Origin of the sequence: Streptomyces sp. NPDC004284, assembly GCF_042874035.1 — a bacterium.
In the GTDB taxonomy this organism is placed as follows: Bacteria; Actinomycetota; Actinomycetes; order Streptomycetales; family Streptomycetaceae; genus Streptomyces.
The window spans coordinates 16,866-34,122 of sequence record NZ_JBIAMJ010000027.1 but is presented as its reverse complement, the minus strand read 5'-3'; the positions used below and the strand labels follow the sequence as shown (position 1 = coordinate 34,122).

Annotated in this window: 14 protein-coding genes and 1 pseudogene; 11 read left to right on the top strand and 4 right to left on the bottom strand. The window is 70.2% G+C overall.

The annotated features are described in order from the left end of the window. Positions 1-88: 88 nt before the first annotated feature. The 3 genes and pseudogenes from ACFYUS_RS37895 to ACFYUS_RS37885 all read right to left on the bottom strand — a co-directional run bounded on the left by ACFYUS_RS37895 (position 89) and on the right by ACFYUS_RS37885 (position 3,178). On the bottom strand, positions 89-1,423 hold the full coding sequence (locus tag ACFYUS_RS37895; protein WP_388862650.1) for a hypothetical protein: 1,335 nt from the start codon (positions 1,421-1,423) through the stop codon (positions 89-91). 148 nt (positions 1,424-1,571) lie between these two features. Further along, a pseudogene (locus ACFYUS_RS37890) lies at positions 1,572-1,832 on the bottom strand (protein kinase); the annotation flags it as partial. Positions 1,833-2,644: 812 nt separating this feature from the next. After that, a complete protein-coding gene (locus ACFYUS_RS37885; RefSeq protein ID WP_388862648.1) occupies positions 2,645-3,178 on the bottom strand; it encodes a CbrC family protein in 534 nt (177 codons plus the stop codon). A 684-nt stretch (positions 3,179-3,862) separates the two neighbouring features. Between ACFYUS_RS37885 and ACFYUS_RS37880 the strand changes: the two genes are divergently transcribed. Next, positions 3,863-4,456, top strand: a complete 594-nt coding sequence (locus ACFYUS_RS37880; RefSeq protein ID WP_388862646.1) for a hypothetical protein — start codon at positions 3,863-3,865, stop codon at positions 4,454-4,456. Positions 4,457-4,608: 152 nt separating this feature from the next. Here the strand turns inward: ACFYUS_RS37880 and ACFYUS_RS37875 are convergent, their stop codons facing one another. Beyond that, positions 4,609-5,364, bottom strand: a complete 756-nt coding sequence (locus tag ACFYUS_RS37875) for a hypothetical protein (protein ID WP_388862644.1) — start codon at positions 5,362-5,364, stop codon at positions 4,609-4,611. A gap of 316 nt (positions 5,365-5,680) precedes the next feature. Between ACFYUS_RS37875 and ACFYUS_RS37870 the strand changes: the two genes are divergently transcribed. From ACFYUS_RS37870 to cas2e, 10 genes are all read left to right on the top strand, one after another. Beyond that, positions 5,681-6,415: a ParA family protein gene (locus ACFYUS_RS37870; protein WP_388862642.1), complete on the top strand. Its 735-nt coding sequence runs from the start codon at positions 5,681-5,683 to the stop codon at positions 6,413-6,415. Then, positions 6,415-7,587 carry a ParB/RepB/Spo0J family partition protein gene (locus tag ACFYUS_RS37865; RefSeq protein ID WP_388862640.1) on the top strand — a complete coding sequence of 391 codons (1,173 nt, stop codon included), beginning with the start codon at positions 6,415-6,417 and terminating at the stop codon, positions 7,585-7,587. Before ACFYUS_RS37870 ends, ACFYUS_RS37865 begins: the two co-directional genes overlap by 1 nt. 224 nt (positions 7,588-7,811) lie before the next feature. Next, entirely contained in the window at positions 7,812-10,733 is a 2,922-nt protein-coding gene (gene cas3 / locus ACFYUS_RS37860) for a CRISPR-associated helicase Cas3' (protein WP_388862683.1), read from the top strand. Then, positions 10,726-12,408 (top strand): type I-E CRISPR-associated protein Cse1/CasA, encoded by a 1,683-nt coding sequence (gene casA / locus ACFYUS_RS37855; protein ID WP_388862637.1) that lies wholly within the window; start codon positions 10,726-10,728, stop codon positions 12,406-12,408. The genes cas3 and casA overlap by 8 nt, the downstream gene beginning before the upstream one ends. Before the next feature lie 13 nt (positions 12,409-12,421). Then, positions 12,422-13,072, top strand: coding sequence for a type I-E CRISPR-associated protein Cse2/CasB (gene casB, locus ACFYUS_RS37850; protein ID WP_388862635.1), 651 nt, complete (start codon positions 12,422-12,424; stop codon positions 13,070-13,072). A 94-nt stretch (positions 13,073-13,166) separates the two neighbouring features. Continuing rightward, positions 13,167-14,360, top strand: coding sequence for a type I-E CRISPR-associated protein Cas7/Cse4/CasC (gene cas7e, locus ACFYUS_RS37845; RefSeq protein ID WP_388862633.1), 1,194 nt, complete (start codon positions 13,167-13,169; stop codon positions 14,358-14,360). After that, positions 14,357-15,103: a type I-E CRISPR-associated protein Cas5/CasD gene (cas5e, locus tag ACFYUS_RS37840; protein ID WP_388862631.1), complete on the top strand. Its 747-nt coding sequence runs from the start codon at positions 14,357-14,359 to the stop codon at positions 15,101-15,103. The genes cas7e and cas5e overlap by 4 nt, the downstream gene beginning before the upstream one ends. Beyond that, positions 15,103-15,882: a type I-E CRISPR-associated protein Cas6/Cse3/CasE gene (gene cas6e / locus ACFYUS_RS37835; RefSeq protein ID WP_388862681.1), complete on the top strand. Its 780-nt coding sequence runs from the start codon at positions 15,103-15,105 to the stop codon at positions 15,880-15,882. The genes cas5e and cas6e overlap by 1 nt, the downstream gene beginning before the upstream one ends. After that, positions 15,879-16,880, top strand: coding sequence for a type I-E CRISPR-associated endonuclease Cas1e (cas1e, locus tag ACFYUS_RS37830; RefSeq protein WP_388862629.1), 1,002 nt, complete (start codon positions 15,879-15,881; stop codon positions 16,878-16,880). The genes cas6e and cas1e overlap by 4 nt, the downstream gene beginning before the upstream one ends. Beyond that, complete coding sequence (cas2e, locus tag ACFYUS_RS37825; RefSeq protein WP_388862627.1) at positions 16,877-17,239, top strand: type I-E CRISPR-associated endoribonuclease Cas2e; 363 nt, start codon at positions 16,877-16,879, stop codon at positions 17,237-17,239. The genes cas1e and cas2e overlap by 4 nt, the downstream gene beginning before the upstream one ends. Positions 17,240-17,257: the final 18 nt, after the last annotated feature.

Below are 17,257 nucleotides of genomic sequence, written 5' to 3'. Positions count from 1 at the left end.
GGCCGTTCTCGCGCATCCACGTTATGCAGACCTGCCGCCCGTACGCGGCCGGGCATTGCGCCCGGCCGGGCGGTGGCCAGACCTCTCATCAGCGTCTCCGACGGCACCCCTCGGGCCCGGTGACACCACCCCCCAGGTCATCCGTTCGACAGGGGGACACAGCCATGCCGGACCCGGAGGCCAGCGGCCCTATTGCAGGACCGCGAAGAACATAACGGGGGCTGCCCTCCACCCAGGTGTACGCCCCGGGCAGGACGCGAGGGGTACGTGAGGGGCGGGAGGCGGCCGGCGCAGGTGTGGTGAGGTCGGTGAGGGTGGTACGGGTCGGCGAGTACACCACGAGGCCGCTCCCGGACTGGGTCAGGGCCATCCCGGAGTCCGTGCCGTTCTCGATGCTGGGCAGGGCGATGGTCTCGGTGGTCCGCTGGGTGAGGGAGCCGTACAGGGCGCCGAGGGCTTCGGGGACGGGTGCGATGCGGTACGAGGTGAGGCCGAGGAGCATCGCGGTGTCGGGCTCGGCGTTCCGCAGGTTCTGGGCGGTCTGAGCGACGGTACAGGCCTGGGCCTCGGCCTGCCGGGCATCGGCCTCGCGGTTCTGCAGATATGTCACGGTGCCCGCGAGGAGGGGGAGTACGGTGACGCCCGCGAGCCCGGCCAGGAGCTGGCGGCGACGGCGCACCGTGCGGGCCGCCGTGAGGAACTGGAGCTCGGCCGGTTTGGGGCGCAGGTCCGCGGGGACGGTGGCGAGCCAGTCGAGCAGCGTGCGCGGTTCCGATCCGGAGAGCAGGTCCTCGCCGCGTCTGCCGTGCGCGTGCCAACGGTTGGTGGCTTGGGCGAGACGCTGGAGACGCGTGCGGGACACGCGGTGGTGGGCGGCCCAGCCGCGCAGACGGGACCAGGCAGGGAGAAGGGCCGTGCTGACCGGGCGTACCCCGCCGTCGGGTTCCACGACGAGCGCGCCCGCGGCGGTGAGGCCGTCGACGGCGAGGGCCATGGCCTGTTGTTCGGACGCTGGACGGCCGTCGAAGAGTTCGCTGCGGTGCGCGGTCCGCACGCTGCTCTGGGAACCGTCCTCGGCACCTCCCGGAACGACCAGTCGGAGCAGCAGTTCGAGAGTGGCACGCTGGGTCGGGGCAGGCAGACCTGCGTAGGCGTTCTCGGCCCGCTCCCCCAGAGGCGCTACGGCCAGAGTGGCCGTGTACAGAGGGGAACGGTCGGCCTGCTCGGCGCCGGCCCGCAGGCGGTCCTCCCCTCCCCCGCCCTCGGTGCCGGCCGTGTCCACGAGGCCGCTCCCGGGTGCGGCGGCCCGGACGAGCCGGATCAGGAGGTCCTGGATGCCAGGGCGCCGCGCCGGGTCTTTGGCGAGGGTGGCGGTCAGGAGGGGACGCAGGCGCGGGTCGATCGCGGACAGGTGGGGATCCACGGCGGCGGTGCGGTGGGCGACCTCCGCGATGTTCGTTCCACGGAACGGCTCGCTCCACGGAATGGCTCGGTGCCGGTCGCCGCGTACAGGACGACCGCTCCCCAGACGAAGACGTCGGAAGCGGGGGTGGCATGCCGGCCCCGAGTACCTCCGGGGCCATGTAGCCGAAGGTCCCCATGATCGCCCTGGTGGCGGTCAGCGACATGTCCGGCGTACGGGCGATGCCGAAGTCGATGATGCGCGGTCCGTCGGGGCCTAGGAGGGCGTTGTCCTGCTTGAGGTCGCGATGGACGACGCCGACTGCGTGGATGGCGGACAGGGCGGTCGCCGCACCCGTGGCCAGCCTCCATGTCGCCTCCTCGTCGAGAGGGCCGTGGGTGCGTACCGCCTCGGCGAGAGAGGGGTCCAGGGATGTAGTCGCTGACGAGGTAGGGGATGTCCCCGTCCACGGCGGCGTCGAGGACGCGGGCCGTGCAGAAGGGCGCGCCCCTGCGGGCTGCCTCCGCCTCCCTGCCGAACCGGTCGCGTGCGAAGGGATCCACGTCGCGGCGCAGTGCCTTCAAGGCCACGCGCTCGCCTTCGGTGTCGTACGCCTCGTAGACCATGCCCTGGCCACCGGCGCCGAGTCTGGCGGCCAGCCAGTAGCCACCGATGCGCTGTGGATCCTCAGCGAGCAGCGGTAATCCGGTCACCTTGCGACTCCCCCGTGTCGAAGCGTGTGGCGGCGTATCGCCCCGTCGCGAGGAACCGGACCAGGTACGGACAACGGGCGGCGCGCGGCCGGTCATCCTGTCCCACCGGGGTGTCCGTTACCAGGGGACGGTCGGGTTTTCCTCCGGGTCTGTGTCGTGCCTGAGGCGATGGGGGCAGCGGCGGATCAGGGTTGTCGCGCGCTGAACAGCGGGGCCGCATGTCCGGCACCGGAGGTGGTGCCTGCCTGCCGTTTCAAAACCCGGTTTTGAAACGACGCCGTCGAAGGGGTGCGGCCCTCGTTCAAAACCCGGTTTTGAACTCGCCCACCGATTCTCTGCGGACGCACGGTCGCTGATCTCGAGATCAGTCGTGAAGAACGCTCCGGCCCCTCGTCCGGCTGAGGCCAAGGCCACCGGCTTCGCCGGCCCCGGCAGGCCCTCCCTGAGATCGGACCTTCACCAGGGCACCGCCAGAGGGTGGGGTGCGGATCCTTTGCAGGGAAAGGGGGCGTGCTGAGGTGGGCCGTGGTTATGAAGCGTCGGCGTAGGCGAGACGGGTGCCGCAGACAGTGCAGCGGAAGAGCATGGCGTTTGCCCCTTGCCCGAGGTGGGTCAGGAAGTTCTCGAGCCGGGAGGCGTCGTGCCAGCCACCCATCCGCAGGTCGAGTCGAAGCTGGTCCAGTGCCTCGGGATGGGCTGCCAGTTCGGCGTATCCGACCTCGCCGATGAAGGCGGCCGCGTCGTTGCAGTGGACAAGCCAGTACGGATCCTGCCAGGTGTGGAAGCCGGGGGTGCGGCGAGTGACCTCCATCAGGGTCTCCTCGCTGATGCCGTCGAGCCCGTACGCGTCGATGAATTCACCTTCGAAACGTTCAGCGGCGCTGCCATCGGCGATGCACCAGGGGCAGAGTCTCCCGTTGACATTCTGGGCCGTGTAGAACGACGCGGTGTAGATCCATCCCGTACTGCGCCCGCAGCAGGCGCAGGTCTCGGCGCTCTCGCGGACGGACCCGCTTGCGATGGGGTCGGGGTGGTAACGGAAGTGGGGTAGGTCGGTGGTCACTGGTGAGCCTGCCGCGGCATGGAAAGGTTCGCTTCGGCGCTGGTGGTCTGCGTGTCGGCGGACATGCCGGTAGGCCTCATGGGCCGCAGTCTCTTCGCCAGCAGGTCCGCGATCAAGCGGTGAGGTCGAAGTCCTGCTGGTCGGGGGTGAGACAGAGGTGCCAGGAGGAGTCGAGGTTGCGGTCGGCGACGGCCGTACGGAGCCGTAGACGGCTTCGGCTCTGCGGAGGCCCCGGCTCTGCGGAGGCCCCGGCGGGTGCCGGTGACGGGGAGGAAGCCAGCGATCAGGTGGCGGCAGATGCCTTCGACCGTGCCGGTGGCCGGGCCGTGTGGACGGTGCTCCGGCTGTCGGAGCTGGACGGGTAGGGAAGTGGGAGATTGCTGGGGGGCCATCCCCGTGGCTCGCTTTGCGGTGAGCGTTCGTTCTGGAGAGCGTCGGCGATGGGACGGCTGTCTGCCGTGCAGCGGGAGTTCTGACGGAGCCAGCACACGCAGTGGCACCTGATCGTCGACAGGCGGTGGGCTCGTGTGCCTGAACACCTCGGCATGTCACCTGACAGCTGCCCCGGACCCCGCCCTGCGGGGCGGCGTGAGCAGGATTGTCGTCATCGAAGGCGCGTCGTTCTCATCGCTTTGAGATCATCTGCGGTCTTGCCCTTCGACACGGATGCCCCGAGGAGACGAGTTGATCACGGAGTACCAGCAGAAGCTGCGCGAGCGTTACCTCGCCGCTCCTGTCCTGCCGGCGCCGGAGCCGTGGCAGCCGGTGTTGGACCAGGGGACTCCCATCGGGGGTCTGCTCGGCATCGGCTTCGCCGTCCATCCCGACAGTGGGCACGATCTCGTGATGGTCGTGTCCAGCGCCGGTCATGGACTCTTCGACGCGGTCACCGGTGAGAAGGTCGCCCGTGACCGGGACCCGGATCCCGACACCAGCACTCCGGACGCGTCGCCGGAGCTCACCTGTCCCGGGCTCGGCCCGATCGAGGGCATGCCGGTGCGTATCGCCGGGCTCTTCGGCGGCGGCCTGCACAGCACCACACCGGACGGCTGGAGCCTGGACGTCGTCAGTCCCGAGTGGCCCCACGACCGCGTCATCCTCTCCGCCGACGGCGGGTCCCACAAAGGCCCGGCGGGAGGGACGTGGTGGCACGTCTTCCACTCCGAGTACTCGGAACTCCGCGCGGCCGGGTTCTCCCCCTCCGGCCTGACCCTGGCGGTCGCCACCAGCAGCGACCTCACCCTCTGGACCCGGCCCGAGCTCCACTTCGACCACTGAGCGGTGACAGTCCTCCTGTTCAAGGGGCAACCATCTTGAACAGGCACAGTTCGTTGGACACCCGGTACGAAATGCCGCCTTTGAGGGAGCCATCTTCAAAACCGGGTTTTGAAACGCTCACGGGGGCGGCCCTGATGCCGGTGGACAGATGGCTACCCGGCGGGGGAGTCCTCACGCATGGAGCACACCAGCTCGGAGACGTGGCGCGCCTGGACAGGTGACAGCTGCCGTGCCTCCCACAGCAGAGCTGCGGCGTCCACGCCCTCCGGGGACGGAGGGGGCGGCACCTCACGTAGAGGAACGCCCGTCAGTGCGGCCAGCTCGCAGGCGTCGATGCCCAACACGGTGGCGAAGTCCGTCACCAAGCGCGGGGTCGGTTCCTTGCGACCGGACCCGATCAGGCCGTAGGTGGCCGCCGACAGGTATGTCGGAGTCACGGACGCAAGCGCTCTCGCCATGCCCGTCCAGTTCAGATTGCGGTACTGGAGCATGCGGATGAGCCAAGTGCCTGGGCCACCGGGGAGGGGCAGGAGAGGCCTCGGGGTGAAGCCGGAGCGCCGTTGCTCCTGGGGCAGTGAGCGAATCAGCCGGAGAAGTTCATGACGTCTGGCTGCGGGGAGGCGCGCCGCAGCCGTCACCGTGCTCGCCGTCCACTGCGCGGTCGTGGCGTCCAACGGCGCAAGGTCGTCCGGAACCGCCAAGCCCGCGAGGATGAACAGATCGGTAGCGTGGAAACCCAGCGCGGGCCCAAGCCGTCGGAGCAGTGCGTCGCCCGGGTTCTTCCCTGCGAGTACCGCCCGGACCTCTTCCGCCGTCGAGCCGGCGCGGTCGGCCAGTTCCTGGGCGTCGAGGCCTCTGTGGTCCAGGAGGCATGCCAGCCTGGCGTCGAATCCCGGATGCTGCGTCATGTCCGCAGGCTAGACAGAAGAGCGGGCGGTTCCAGTGCGGGGGGCAGGTGGAGTGTCCTCGTCGGTGCGCCTGAGTGCGCTGAGACGTATGCCCGAACGACTCGGTTCGTTGCGAGTACGACGCGATCGAGGAGGACGGGGCAGTTCCGTTTCGCAGGGGCGGTCAGAAGCGGAACGAGGGGTTCACTTCAAAACCCGGTTTTGAAACCGCCGTGCCGGAGTGCCTATGAACGAGGGGATACGTGGCATCCTGTCCACGTCCGCTAGTACCAGCCGACGTGGCTGGGAAGCATACGGAGCATCAGGAGTACCACCCATGGCACGGATTACCGCGCTCATCAACCGCAAGGGTGGAGTCGGGAAGTCGACTCTCACCGTCAACACCGCGGCCATCACCGCCCACGTCCTGGGCGCAGCCCCCGAAGGCGACCCGCACTACGTCGCCGCAGTCTCCGCCGACCCCCAGGGTTCGACCACGTGGTGGTCGGAGCGTGTCGGTCACGAGCTGCCCTTCTCCTTCGAGCAGATCAACTCCAAGGACGACCTGGAGCTGTTCTCCCACCTGAAGAAGTCCCGCAAGATCAAGCACGCCTTCATCGACACCCCGGGTTGGATGGACCTTCCCGAGGACGAGAAGGAAGAGGCCGGTGACCCGTTCGGGAAGAGCACGGCCGCGGACGCCATGCGGGCCGTGCTGACCAACGCCGACGACATCATCGTCCCCGTCGAGCCGGAGCCGCTCGGCTTCATGCCGACCCGCGACACCATCGAGGAGGTCGTGAAGCCGCTCGGCATCCCCTACCTCGTCGTGATCAACAACTGGGACCCGCGGGACGGCGAAGCCGACCTCGACCAGACCAAGGACTTCGTGCGGGCCCAGGGCTGGAACCTCGCCAACACCGTGATCCGTCACTACAAGGTGCACACCCGGGCCGCCCTCGAAGGCACCGTCGTCACCCAGTACAAGAAGAACCGTGTCGCCATGGAGGCGCGCGAGGACTTCTACCAGCTGGCTCTCGAGCTCGGTGCCGGCAAGAAGGGCTCGCGCTGATGGCGGCGAAGAAGCCCTGGACCGACCTGCTCGACGGCCCGGGGAAGCCGGGGAGCAAGCGTGCCGCCGTCGACGAGCCCGCCAAGACGGAGGCGCCGCCGACGACCGTGTACATGCACACGCTCGTCGGCAACCCCGAGAACCCGCGCACCGATCACGACTACAGCGACGAGGACCCCGACTTCCGCGAGCTCAAGGCGTCGATGAAGTCGGTCGGTCAGCTGCAGCCGGCTGTCGCGCTGTCCCGCGAGGCGTACCTCCGCCTCAAGCCGGAGCAGGGGCCTCGCATCGGCGATGCCGAGTGGGTCATCATCCTCGGCAACCGGCGCTTCCACGCGGCGAAGCAGCTCGGCTGGACGAAGTTCGAGATCCGGGTGCGCGACCGCCTCGGCAACGAGGACGACGACAGGGTCGACGAGGCCGTCGTCATCGAGAACATCCACCGCAAGAACATCCCGCCCTACAAGGAGGCGGAGTTCCTGCAGCGGATGGTCGAGCGCCACGGCTCCCAGGAGAGGGTCGCGGAGCGCATCGGCAAGTCGCAGATGTACGTCTCCAACCGTCTGGCGCTGCTCAACCTCACGCCCGAACTCCGTGACGTCGTCGACACCAAGCAGATCAAGGTGAAGACGGCGGAGAAGATCGCCAAGATCCAGGATCCCGAGCAGCAGAAGGCCATCGCGGCCGAGGAGATCCGCAAGGCGCAGGAGCCGAAGCCTCCGCGTAAGCGGGCTGTTCCGGAGCCGTCGGTCCCGCCGGTTCAAAACCCGGTTTTGGAGTCCGGTGTTCCGGAGCCGTCGGTCCCGCCGGTTCAAAACCCGGTTTTGAAGTCCGAGGCGGAAGCGTCCGAACCCAGTGGGGGAGCGGTGGCCACCGAGGCCGCCGATCTGGCTGAGCCGGTTGCCGTCGTCCCGGAACCGCGGAGCACCGCGGCCGTCGCGGCTGATCCGGCCCTCGTCGTGCCGTGGAACGACGGCGTCGCTCTCATGGACATGGCCTTCGACAGGCTCGACCCGGTGCAGCGAAGCGCGTTCATCCAGCGGTACTTCCGGCGGAGCAGTGGTATCGAGGCCGTGACCACGGACATGCGAGGGGATCTCGGATCCCAGGCCCGTGCCTCGCTCGGGGCGATCCTGCAGCAGGTTGCCGCCGGGCTCGTACGGGAGATGTAGCCGAAGACGCGGAGCCCCTGTTCTTCCTCATGGAAGGGCAGGGGCTTCGTGCTGCTCCCGCGCTGTGCCGCCCGCAGCGAGGGCGGCACGGTGGCGAGCGAAAAATTGCTCACCTTACGCGGTCGAATGCCTGCCGTGTGTCGGTTCCGCGCAAGTCGATGGTGAAACCCGGATCTTGTCCTGATGGGGGCGTCGCCTCCTTCACCGCCGTGTATCCATCTCCCATGGCACGTGAGGGGGAGGGCCGCTCAGGCCTTCGGAGCAGACTTGAGGGTCCGGTGCTCGCGCTGTGGGGCAAGTACGACAGGGACTCCGACGGGTGGCTGCCGTTGTGGCAGCACATGGATGACAGCGCGGCTGTGGCGGGGATGCTGTGGGACGAGTGGATTCCCTCGCAGATCCGCCGGCTGGTCGGTGAGGCGCTGCCCGGGGGAGAGGCCGACGGGCGTCGGCTGATCATGTGGCTGGCCGCGGTGCACGACATCGGCAAGGCCACGCCCGCGTTCGCCTGTCAGGTCGAGCCGTTGGCCGATCGGATGCGGGACGTGGGCCTGCAGATGCGGTCGTACGGGCAGATGGGGCCGGACCGCAGGAGGGCGCCGCATGCGCTGGCCAGTCAGGTGCTGCTGGGGGAGTGGCTGGAGGAGCGCTGCGGTGGGGCGCCCGGGCAGTGTGATCAGTTCTCGGTGGTGGTGGGTGGGCATCACGGGGTGCCGCCCGAGTACGGGCAGATCAGTGCGCTGGACAATCGCGGGCATCTGTTGTGGTCGACGGGGGTGAGTCGGCCGTTGTGGCGTCGGGTGCAGGCGGAGCTGTTGGAAGCGTGTGCCGACGAGTTCGGTGTGCGGGAGCGGCTGGGGGAGTGGCGTGCGGTGAAGCTGCCGCAGCCCGTGCAGGTGCTGCTGACGGGGCTGGTGATCGTCGCCGACTGGATCGCGAGCAACCCGGAGCTGTTCCCGTACTACCCGCAGGACGTTCCGCGGAGCAGTGCCGAGCGTGCGGCGGCGGCGTGGCGGGGGCTCGACCTGCCGGCCTCGTGGCGGCCCACGGAGCCGCCCGCGGATGTGCGGGAGCTGTTCGCCTCCAGGTTCGCGCTCCCGAAGGGAGCGGAGGCACGTCCCGTCCAGGTGGCGGCGGTGGAGCTGGCCAGGTCCATGACGGCGCCGGGGCTGATGGTGATCGAGGCGCCGATGGGGGAGGGGAAGACCGAGGCCGCGCTGGCCGTGGCGGAGATCTTCGCCGCCCGGTCCGGGGCCGGGGGAGTGTTCTTCGCGCTGCCGACCATGGCCACCGGCAACGCGATGTTTCCCCGGCTGCTGAAGTGGTTGAAGAGGCTGCCGTCTTTGAAGGGGCAGCGTCATTCGGTGCTGCTGGCACACTCCAAGTCCGCGTTGAACGACGAGTTCACCGACCTGATGGAGGTCGGGAAGGTCGTGGCCGTGGAGCTGGACGCCGATGTGCGAAGCCAGTCTCCGAACGTCCGCGAGGCCGTGGCGGAACTGGTGGCCCACATCTGGCTGCGGGGCCGGAAGAAGGCGATGCTGTCGTCCTTCGTGGCCGGGACCGTGGACCAGCTGCTGTTCGCCGGGCTCAAGAGCAAGCACCTGGCGCTGAGGCATCTGGCGGTCGCGGGCAAGGTCGTCGTCATCGACGAGGCGCACGCGTATGACACGTACATGAGTGCCTATCTCGACCGGGTGCTGTCGTGGCTCGGCGCCTACCGGGTGCCGGTCGTCATCCTGTCGGCGACGCTTCCCGCGGCCCGGCGCCGGGAGCTCGTCGAGGCCTATGCCGGTGCGGGGGCGGGTGACGGCACGGCACCGGGGGCGTTCGAGGCTGTCGCGTCGGCGGGGGAGTACCCGCTGCTCACGGCGGTGGCCCCGGGCGGAGCTCCCGTCGTGCGGCGTCCCGGGGCGTCCGGCCGCGGTGTGTCCGTACGGTTGGAGCGCCTCGACGACGATGCCGAGGTCCTCGCCGACAGGCTGGCCGAGGAGCTGCGGGACGGTGGGTGCGCGCTGGTGGTGCGCAACACCGTGACGCGCGTGCTGGACACGGCACGTGTGCTCCGGGAGCGGTTCGGCGACGAGGACGTCACGGTGGCGCACGCCCGCTTCCTCGACCTGGACCGCGCGGCGAACGACAAGGAGCTCCTGCGGAGGTTCGGGCCGCCGGGGGAGGAGTCCGACCGTCCCCGGCGCAGGCACATCGTGGTGGCGAGCCAGGTCGCCGAGCAGTCCCTCGACGTGGACTTCGACCTGCTGGTCACCGACCTGTGTCCGGTCGACCTCCTGCTCCAGCGCATGGGGCGCCTGCACCGGCACCAGCGCGGAGAGGGCCAGGCGGACCGGCCCGAGCGGCTGCGCGAGCCGCGGTGCCTGGTGACCGGCGCCGACTGGGAAGGGACCGTACCGGTGCCGGTACGAGGGTCCGTCATCGTGTACGGGAAGCACCTGCTGCTGCGCTCGGCGGCCGTCCTGCTCCCGCACTTCGACGGGGCGGATCCCGTGCCCGTACGGCTGCCGGAGGACATCAGCCCGCTCGTACAGGGTGCGTACGCCGAAGGACAGGCGGCACCCGAGGGCTGGGCGGAAGCGCTGGACGAGGCCTGGGCCGAGCATGAGGAGCACTGTGCCGACCAGGCCAGGAGAGCGGCGACGTTCCGGCTGGACGACGTCCGCAAGGCAGGGGAACCGCTCTTCGGATGGGTGGCCGCCGGTGTGGGCGACGCGGACGACACGCCCGAGGGGCGGGCCCAGGTACGCGACACCCGTGACGGCCTGGAGGTCATCGTCGTGCAGAAGCGCGCCGACGGGACGATGACGACCGTGCCGTGGCTGGGCGAGGACCGCCGGGGGAGACGGCTGGGCGGGCTGGAGCTGCCGTGGGACCAGGTACCGGAACGGTTGGCCGCGCGTACGGCTGCGGCGAGCGGACTGCGCCTGCCGGTGCAGTTCTCGTACCACGAAGTGATGAGCCGGGCCATCGGCGAACTCGAGGAACTGTACGTGCCGGCCTGGCAGTCGAAGGACAGCCCCTGGCTCGCCGGCCAGCTGATCCTCGCTCTCGACGAGGATGGTCAGACCCGGCTGGCAGGCTTCTCGCTCCGGTACTCCAAGACCGAGGGACTTGAGGTGACCCGTGTCTGAGACCAGTGGGACGAGCGAGGCGGGCGGGAGCGCGCCGTCGTTCGACCTGACGGAGCGTCCGTGGATCGGAGTGCTCCAACAGGACGGTGCGGAACGGGAACTGTCGCTGCGTGAGGTCTTCGCGCGGGCCCGTGACATCCGCCGGATCGCAGGCGATCTGCCCACGCAGGAGTTCGCCCTGACACGCCTCCTCCTCGCGATCGCCCACGACGCGCTCGACGGCCCGAAGGACATCGAGCACTGGTCGCGGCTGTGGAGCGATCCGGAGTGCTTCGCCGGAGTGGGGGAGTATCTCGACGTCCACCGCGGCTCGTTCGATCTCCTGGATCCGGAGGTGCCCTTCTTCCAGACGGCCGGGCTGAGGACGGCGAAGGACGAGGTCTCCTCGCTCAACAGGATCGTGGCGGACGTGCCCAACGGCGATCCGTTCTTCTCGGCGCGGCTGCCCGCCGTCGATCGGCTGGGCTTCGCGGAAGCGGCGAGGTGGGTGGTGCACGCGCACGCGTACGACACCTCCGGCATCAAGAGCGGTGTCGTGGGCGACGACCGCGCCAAGGGAGGAAAGGTCTACCCCCTGGGTGTCGGGTGGGCCGGGAACCTCGGCGGAGTGTTCGTCGAGGGGCGCGATCTGCGGGAGACGCTGCTGCTGAACCTCGTGGCGGCGGACACGAGCGGGACCGTGTCCGGAACCGACGACCGCCCTGCGTGGCGGCGGGGGCCGAGCGGGCCCGGGGGAGGGGAGCGCACGCCGACCGGGCTGCGCGACCTGTACACCTGGCAGAGCCGGCGCCTGCGGCTGCACGCCGACGCCGACGGGGTGTACGGCGTCGTCCTCGGCTACGGCGATCCGCTCCCCGCACGCAACATGCACACGCACGAGCCGATGACCGCCTGGCGCCGTAGCCCGGCACAGGAGAAGAAGTACCGCGAGAAGCTGATCTACCTGCCGCGCGAGCACGATCCCGCGCGTTCCGCGTGGCGCGGCGTCGCGGCGCTCGTGGCCGATCGCGGGCAGACGAAGAAGGGCACGGACGGCGTCCCTCTCCACCTGCGGCCCGGCGTCCTGGAATGGGTGGCCCGTCTGGTGACGAGCCGGACGCTGTCCCGGGGCTTCCTCGTCCGGGCCCGGATCATCGGGACCGCCTACGGCACACAGCAGTCCGTCGTCGACGAAGTCGTCGACGACCACCTGACGATGGACGTCGTCCTCCTGCACGAACAGGACCGCGAGTACGCGCAACAGGCGATCGACGCGGCCGGCGACGCCGCCGAGGCGGTCAAGACGCTCGGCGACCTCGCGACCGATCTGGAACGTGCCGCCGGCTCGGAGAACGAGGGTCCCCGCAGCGTCGCGCGCGACCGTGGCTTCGGCGAGCTCGAAGGCCCCTACCGCACGTGGCTCGCCGCCCTGGGCTCGGCGGACGACCCCGTCGAGCAGCGGGCCGCATGGCAGCGGCAGGCGTACGGGATCGTCCTCCGGCTCGGCAGGCAGATGGTCGCCGACGCGGGAGACCTGGCCTGGGAGGGGCGCACCGTTCCGACCAAGCAGGGCAGCGTGTGGCTCAACTCGGCGCTGGCCGAACGCTGGTTCAGGGCACGGCTTCGCACGTGCCTCGGTCAGCCCTTCCCGTCCGACCGTCCGTCCGACCCGGGCGCGGCGGAGGAATCCCTTTAGAGGTGCATGCATCATGACGACCGATACGGCGCCGACGCCGGTTCACCAGCTGGTCGCCGATTTCGCCCACCAGTGGATCGGCAGTTGGCAGCGCGGTTACATCACCGACCAGTCCAAGGCCGTCGCCGCCCGCGCCCGGCTCAGTCGCGAGGCCGGGAAGAGCGCGGCGAAGGTGTTCGACCTGTGGGATCTGATCGATCTCGACGCGCTCCAGGGCGCCCGCGGTGCCGGACGTCCCCTGAGCGAAGAGGAGCTGGAGCAGGCCCAGGAGGCACTGCTCATGGCCTGCACCCTCTGGGCCCTCCACCAGCAGTCGCGCAGCGCGGGCGTGCACCTGCGGGACAAGACCGGCTCTCCCCGGGGCCTCGGTGCCGCGGTGCGTCGGCTGATGCCGGCCGGTGAGATCGACGACGCGCTGCGCAAGCGGTTCGTACGTGCCGGGAAGGCATCCGACCTGTCGACCCTGGCCCAGCGACTGCGGGACATCGTGCTGCTTCTCCGCCGGGAGGACGTGGCCCTCGACTACTCCCTGCTCGCCGGGCAGCTCTACCAGTGGCAGCGGCCCGGCGGCATGGACGCGGTCCGTGCCGCCTGGGGCCGTTCCTTCCACGCCTGGCGGGAGAAGGACGAGAAGGAAGTCCAGGAGCAGGAGGGCACTTCTTGAGCGACGCCGACGCCGACGCCGATCCCGCTGCGACCGACATCACCACCGACATCACCACCGGCACCGCCACCGACATCACTGACAAGGACGCTCCGTGAACCACCTCTTCCTCGACGTGCACGCGCTGCAGACCGTCCCGCCGAGCAACCTGAACCGGGACGACACCGGTGCCCCGAAGACCGCCGTGTACGGGGGAGTGCCGCGTGCCCGCGTCTCCAGCCAGGCCTGGAAGCGCGCCACCCGGGAGTACTTCGAGGAGAAGCAGCTGCTCGACCCGGGCGAGCTGGGCGTCCGTACCAAGAAGGTCGTCGAGGTGCTCGCCGACAGGATCGGGACCCTTGAGACGTCTCTCAAGGGTGAGCGGGCGGAGGAGCTCGCCGCCGAGGTGATCCAGGCCGCCGGCCTGCAGATCGCGGTGCCCAAGCGCAAGGCGGAGGCCGCGGCGAAGACCGGTGAGCCGGAGCCGTTGCCGGAGGCCAAGTACCTGCTCTTCCTCAGCTCCCGTCAGCTGGACGGCCTGGCCGGTCTCGCCGTCGAGGGCGCTGCCGACGGCAAGGCGTTCTTCAAGGACAAGGAGAACAAGGCCCGGGCCAAGCAGCTCGCCGACACCCGCCACTCCGTCGACATCGCGCTCTTCGGCCGGATGGTCGCCGACGTCACCGACATCAACGTCGACGCCGCCGTGCAGGTCGCCCACGCGATCAGCGTCCACAAGGTCGAGAACGAGTCGGACTACTTCACGGCCGTGGACGACAGGAACGAGGACGACGAGCCGGGCGCGGGCATGATCGGCACCGTCGACTTCAACTCCGCGACGCTCTACCGGTACGCGGCACTCGGTGTGCACCAGCTGGCCGAGAACCTCGGGCAGGGGCTGCGGGAGGACGAACCCCTGACGACGCCGGTCCGCCGCGCCGTCGAAGCCTTCGTCGACGGGTTCATCCACTCCCTGCCCCAGGGCAAGATCAACACCTTCGGCCACCACACCCTCCCCGACGCCGTGGTCGTCAAGCTCCGCACCACCCGCCCCGTCAGCTTCGTCTCCGCCTTCGAGGACCCGGTGCCCAGCGGTCAGGCGGGCCATCTCCGCGGAGCCGCCGAGCGCCTGGCCGAGTACATCCCGTCCGTCGAGAAGGCGTACGGCGACGACGCCACCCTCACCTGGGTCCTGCGGGTCGGCCCGAACACGCAGAAGCTCAGCGGGGTCGGCACCGAGGCGGAATCGCTGCGCGAGCTCGTCTCCGCCGTGGGCCAGGCCGTCGCGGAGCACCTGGAGACGCCCGCATGACCGTCCTGACCCTCAGGCTCGCCGGCCCCCTGCAGTCGTGGGGGGCCGCGGCCCGGTTCGCCCGCCGCACCACCGAGTCCGCCCCGACCAAGAGCGGCGTCATCGGCCTCCTCGCCGCGGCGAAGGGCATCCAGCGGGGCGACGACGAGCGGCTGGCGCCGCTCGCGGCACTGCGGTTCGGGGTGCGCGTCGACCAACCGGGCACGCGGCTGCGGGACTTCCAGACCGCCCACCACGCGGACACCGGCAAGGCGATGCCGCTGTCCGAACGGTTCTACCTCGCCGACGCCGTGTTCGTCGCCGCCGTCGAGGGGGACCACGACCTCCTCGACGAGCTCCACAGCGCCCTGACCAGGCCGGTGTACCCGCCTTTCCTGGGGCGCCGCTCCTGCCCTCCCGCACAGCCCGTGGAAATGAACCTCCACCCGGAAGGCGACCTGCGGAAGGCTCTGAGCACCGAACCGTGGCAGGCCTCCCGGTGGTACGCGCGACGGCAGCGGAGTGGTCCCACCGTGCGGCTCGCCGTTCTCCACGAGGCGCCGGCCGGCGATCCCGCCGCGGACGTCCTCCGTGACCAGCCGGTGAGTTTCGCAGCGGGGCACCGGCGTCACGCGCTCCGCACGATCGTGCGGAGCGAGACCGACGTGCCCAACCCGCACGCGAGCCCGAATCCGTACCCACGCCCGAACCCGCACGCGCCCCGGCACGATCCGTTCGCCGCTCTGGCGGAAGAGAGCGAATGATGTACCTGACCCGCTTCCGGCTCAACGCCGCCCGCACCGGTGCCCGCCGCCTGCTGTCCTCGCGGCAGGTGATGCACGCCGCCGTGATGGCGTCCTTCCCCCGCCTGCTGCCCGCCGACCGGCCGACGCCCGACGCCCCCCGGGTCCTCTGGCGCCTGGACCACAACGCACCCGGCGAGGTCTTCCTCTTCCTCGTCAGCCCCGACGCCCCCGACCTCACGCACCTGGTGGAACAGGCAGGGTGGCCGACGGCCATGGTCGACGGGCCGGGCTGGCAGACCCGCGCCTACGCCCCGCTCCTCGACCGCCTGGCGGAAGGGAGCCGGTGGGAGTTCCGGCTGACGGCCAACCCGGTGCACCACATCCGCCGCACGGACGACGAGCCGCGCAAGCGGACGGCCCACCTGACCGCGTACCACCAGATGGGCTGGCTGCTGGACGAGGGCCGGCAGGAGCGCGGTGGGTTCCGCATCCTCGAGAAGCCCAAGGAGAAGCGTCTGCTGCCCGGGGGAACCACCCCTCAGGGGCGCGAGCACCATGGTGACCGCTATGAGCTGCTGGTCCGCGACCACCGTTCCCACGCGTTCGACAAGTCCCGCGCCTCCGGCGCGAAGCGCGGCAAGCCCGTCACCCTCGTCACCGCCACCTTCGACGGGCGTCTGGAGGTCACCGATCCGGAGCTCATGCGTCGTACCCTCACGCAGGGGATCGGGAAGGCGAAGGCGTACGGCTGCGGTCTGATGACCCTGGCGCCCCTGCCCCAGGGGGAGGCCCGGTGACGACCGTGTCCCGGCGCGGGGCACTCACCCCGCGCGAACTGACCCGCGTGAGCGAGCGCATCTCCTTCGTCTACTTGGAGCGCTGCACGGTGCACCGGGACGCCAACGCCATCACCGCCACGGACGCGGACGGCGTCACCCACATCCCCTCGGCGACGATCGGCACCCTGCTGCTCGGCCCCGGCACCCGCGTCACCCACCAGGCGATGAGCGTCCTGGGGGAGACGGGCGCGGGCGTCGTCCGGGTGGGGGAGCAGGGCGTGCGGTACTACGCCGGCGGCCGGGCCCTGAGCCGCTCCTCGGCACTCGCCGAGGCCCAGGCCGTGCAGTGGGCCAACGCCCGCTCGCGCCTGGGGGTCGCGCGGGCCATGTACCGGCTGAGATTCCCCGACGAGGACCCGGGCGGAGCGACCCGCCGTGAGCTCCTCGGCCGCGAGGGCGACCGCGTCAAGAAGTGCTACCGCGCCGAGTCCGCCCGTACGGGAGTGCCGTGGCACGGCCGCAAGTACGTCCCGGGCGACTTCGCCGCCGGCGACGCGGTCAACCAGGCGATCACCGCGGCCGCCCAGTGCATGTACGGCGTCGCGCACGCCGTGGTCACGGCGCTCGGCTGCAGTCCGGCGCTCGGTTTCGTCCACTCCGGTCACGAGCTCTCCTTCGTCCTGGACATCGCCGACCTGTACAAGACCGAGATCGGCATCCCCCTCGCCTTCGAGGTGGCGACCGAGGGCGGCGAGGACGTCGGTTCCCGCACCCGCAGGGCACTGCGCGACCGCATCAACGAGACATCGTTGCTCGACCGCTGCGTCGGTGACATCAAACGGCTCCTCCTCGGAACCGACGACACCGGGACGGCGGACCCGGACGGCACGTGGGACATCGTCACGCTGCAGAGCGACAAGGGCGCGCGGGTGGCAGCCGGCCGGAACTACGGAGACGGAGACGGAGACGGAGACGGCGAGGGCAGTGGCTACGAGGAAATGGCGCTGACCTGGTGACCGTGATCGTCCTGACCAACTGCCCGGCGGGCTTGCGCGGCTTCCTGACCCGCTGGCTCCTCGAGATCTCCGCCGGCGTCTTCATCGGGAACCCGTCCGCGAGGATCCGCGACGTCCTGTGGAACGAGGTCCAGCAATACGCCGGACAGGGCAGAGCCCTGCTCGCCCACACGACCGACAACGAGCAGGGATACACCTTCCGCACCTTCGACCACGCCTGGCACCCGGTCGACCACGAGGGCCTGACCCTCATCCACCGCCCTGCCGCGGGGAGCGTCGGTCCTGCGGCAGCGAGCGGTACGAAGGACAGGTCCGGGTGGAGCAACGCGTCCAAGCGGCGCCGGTTCGGACGTAGGTAAGCACGCACAGAGGGGGGT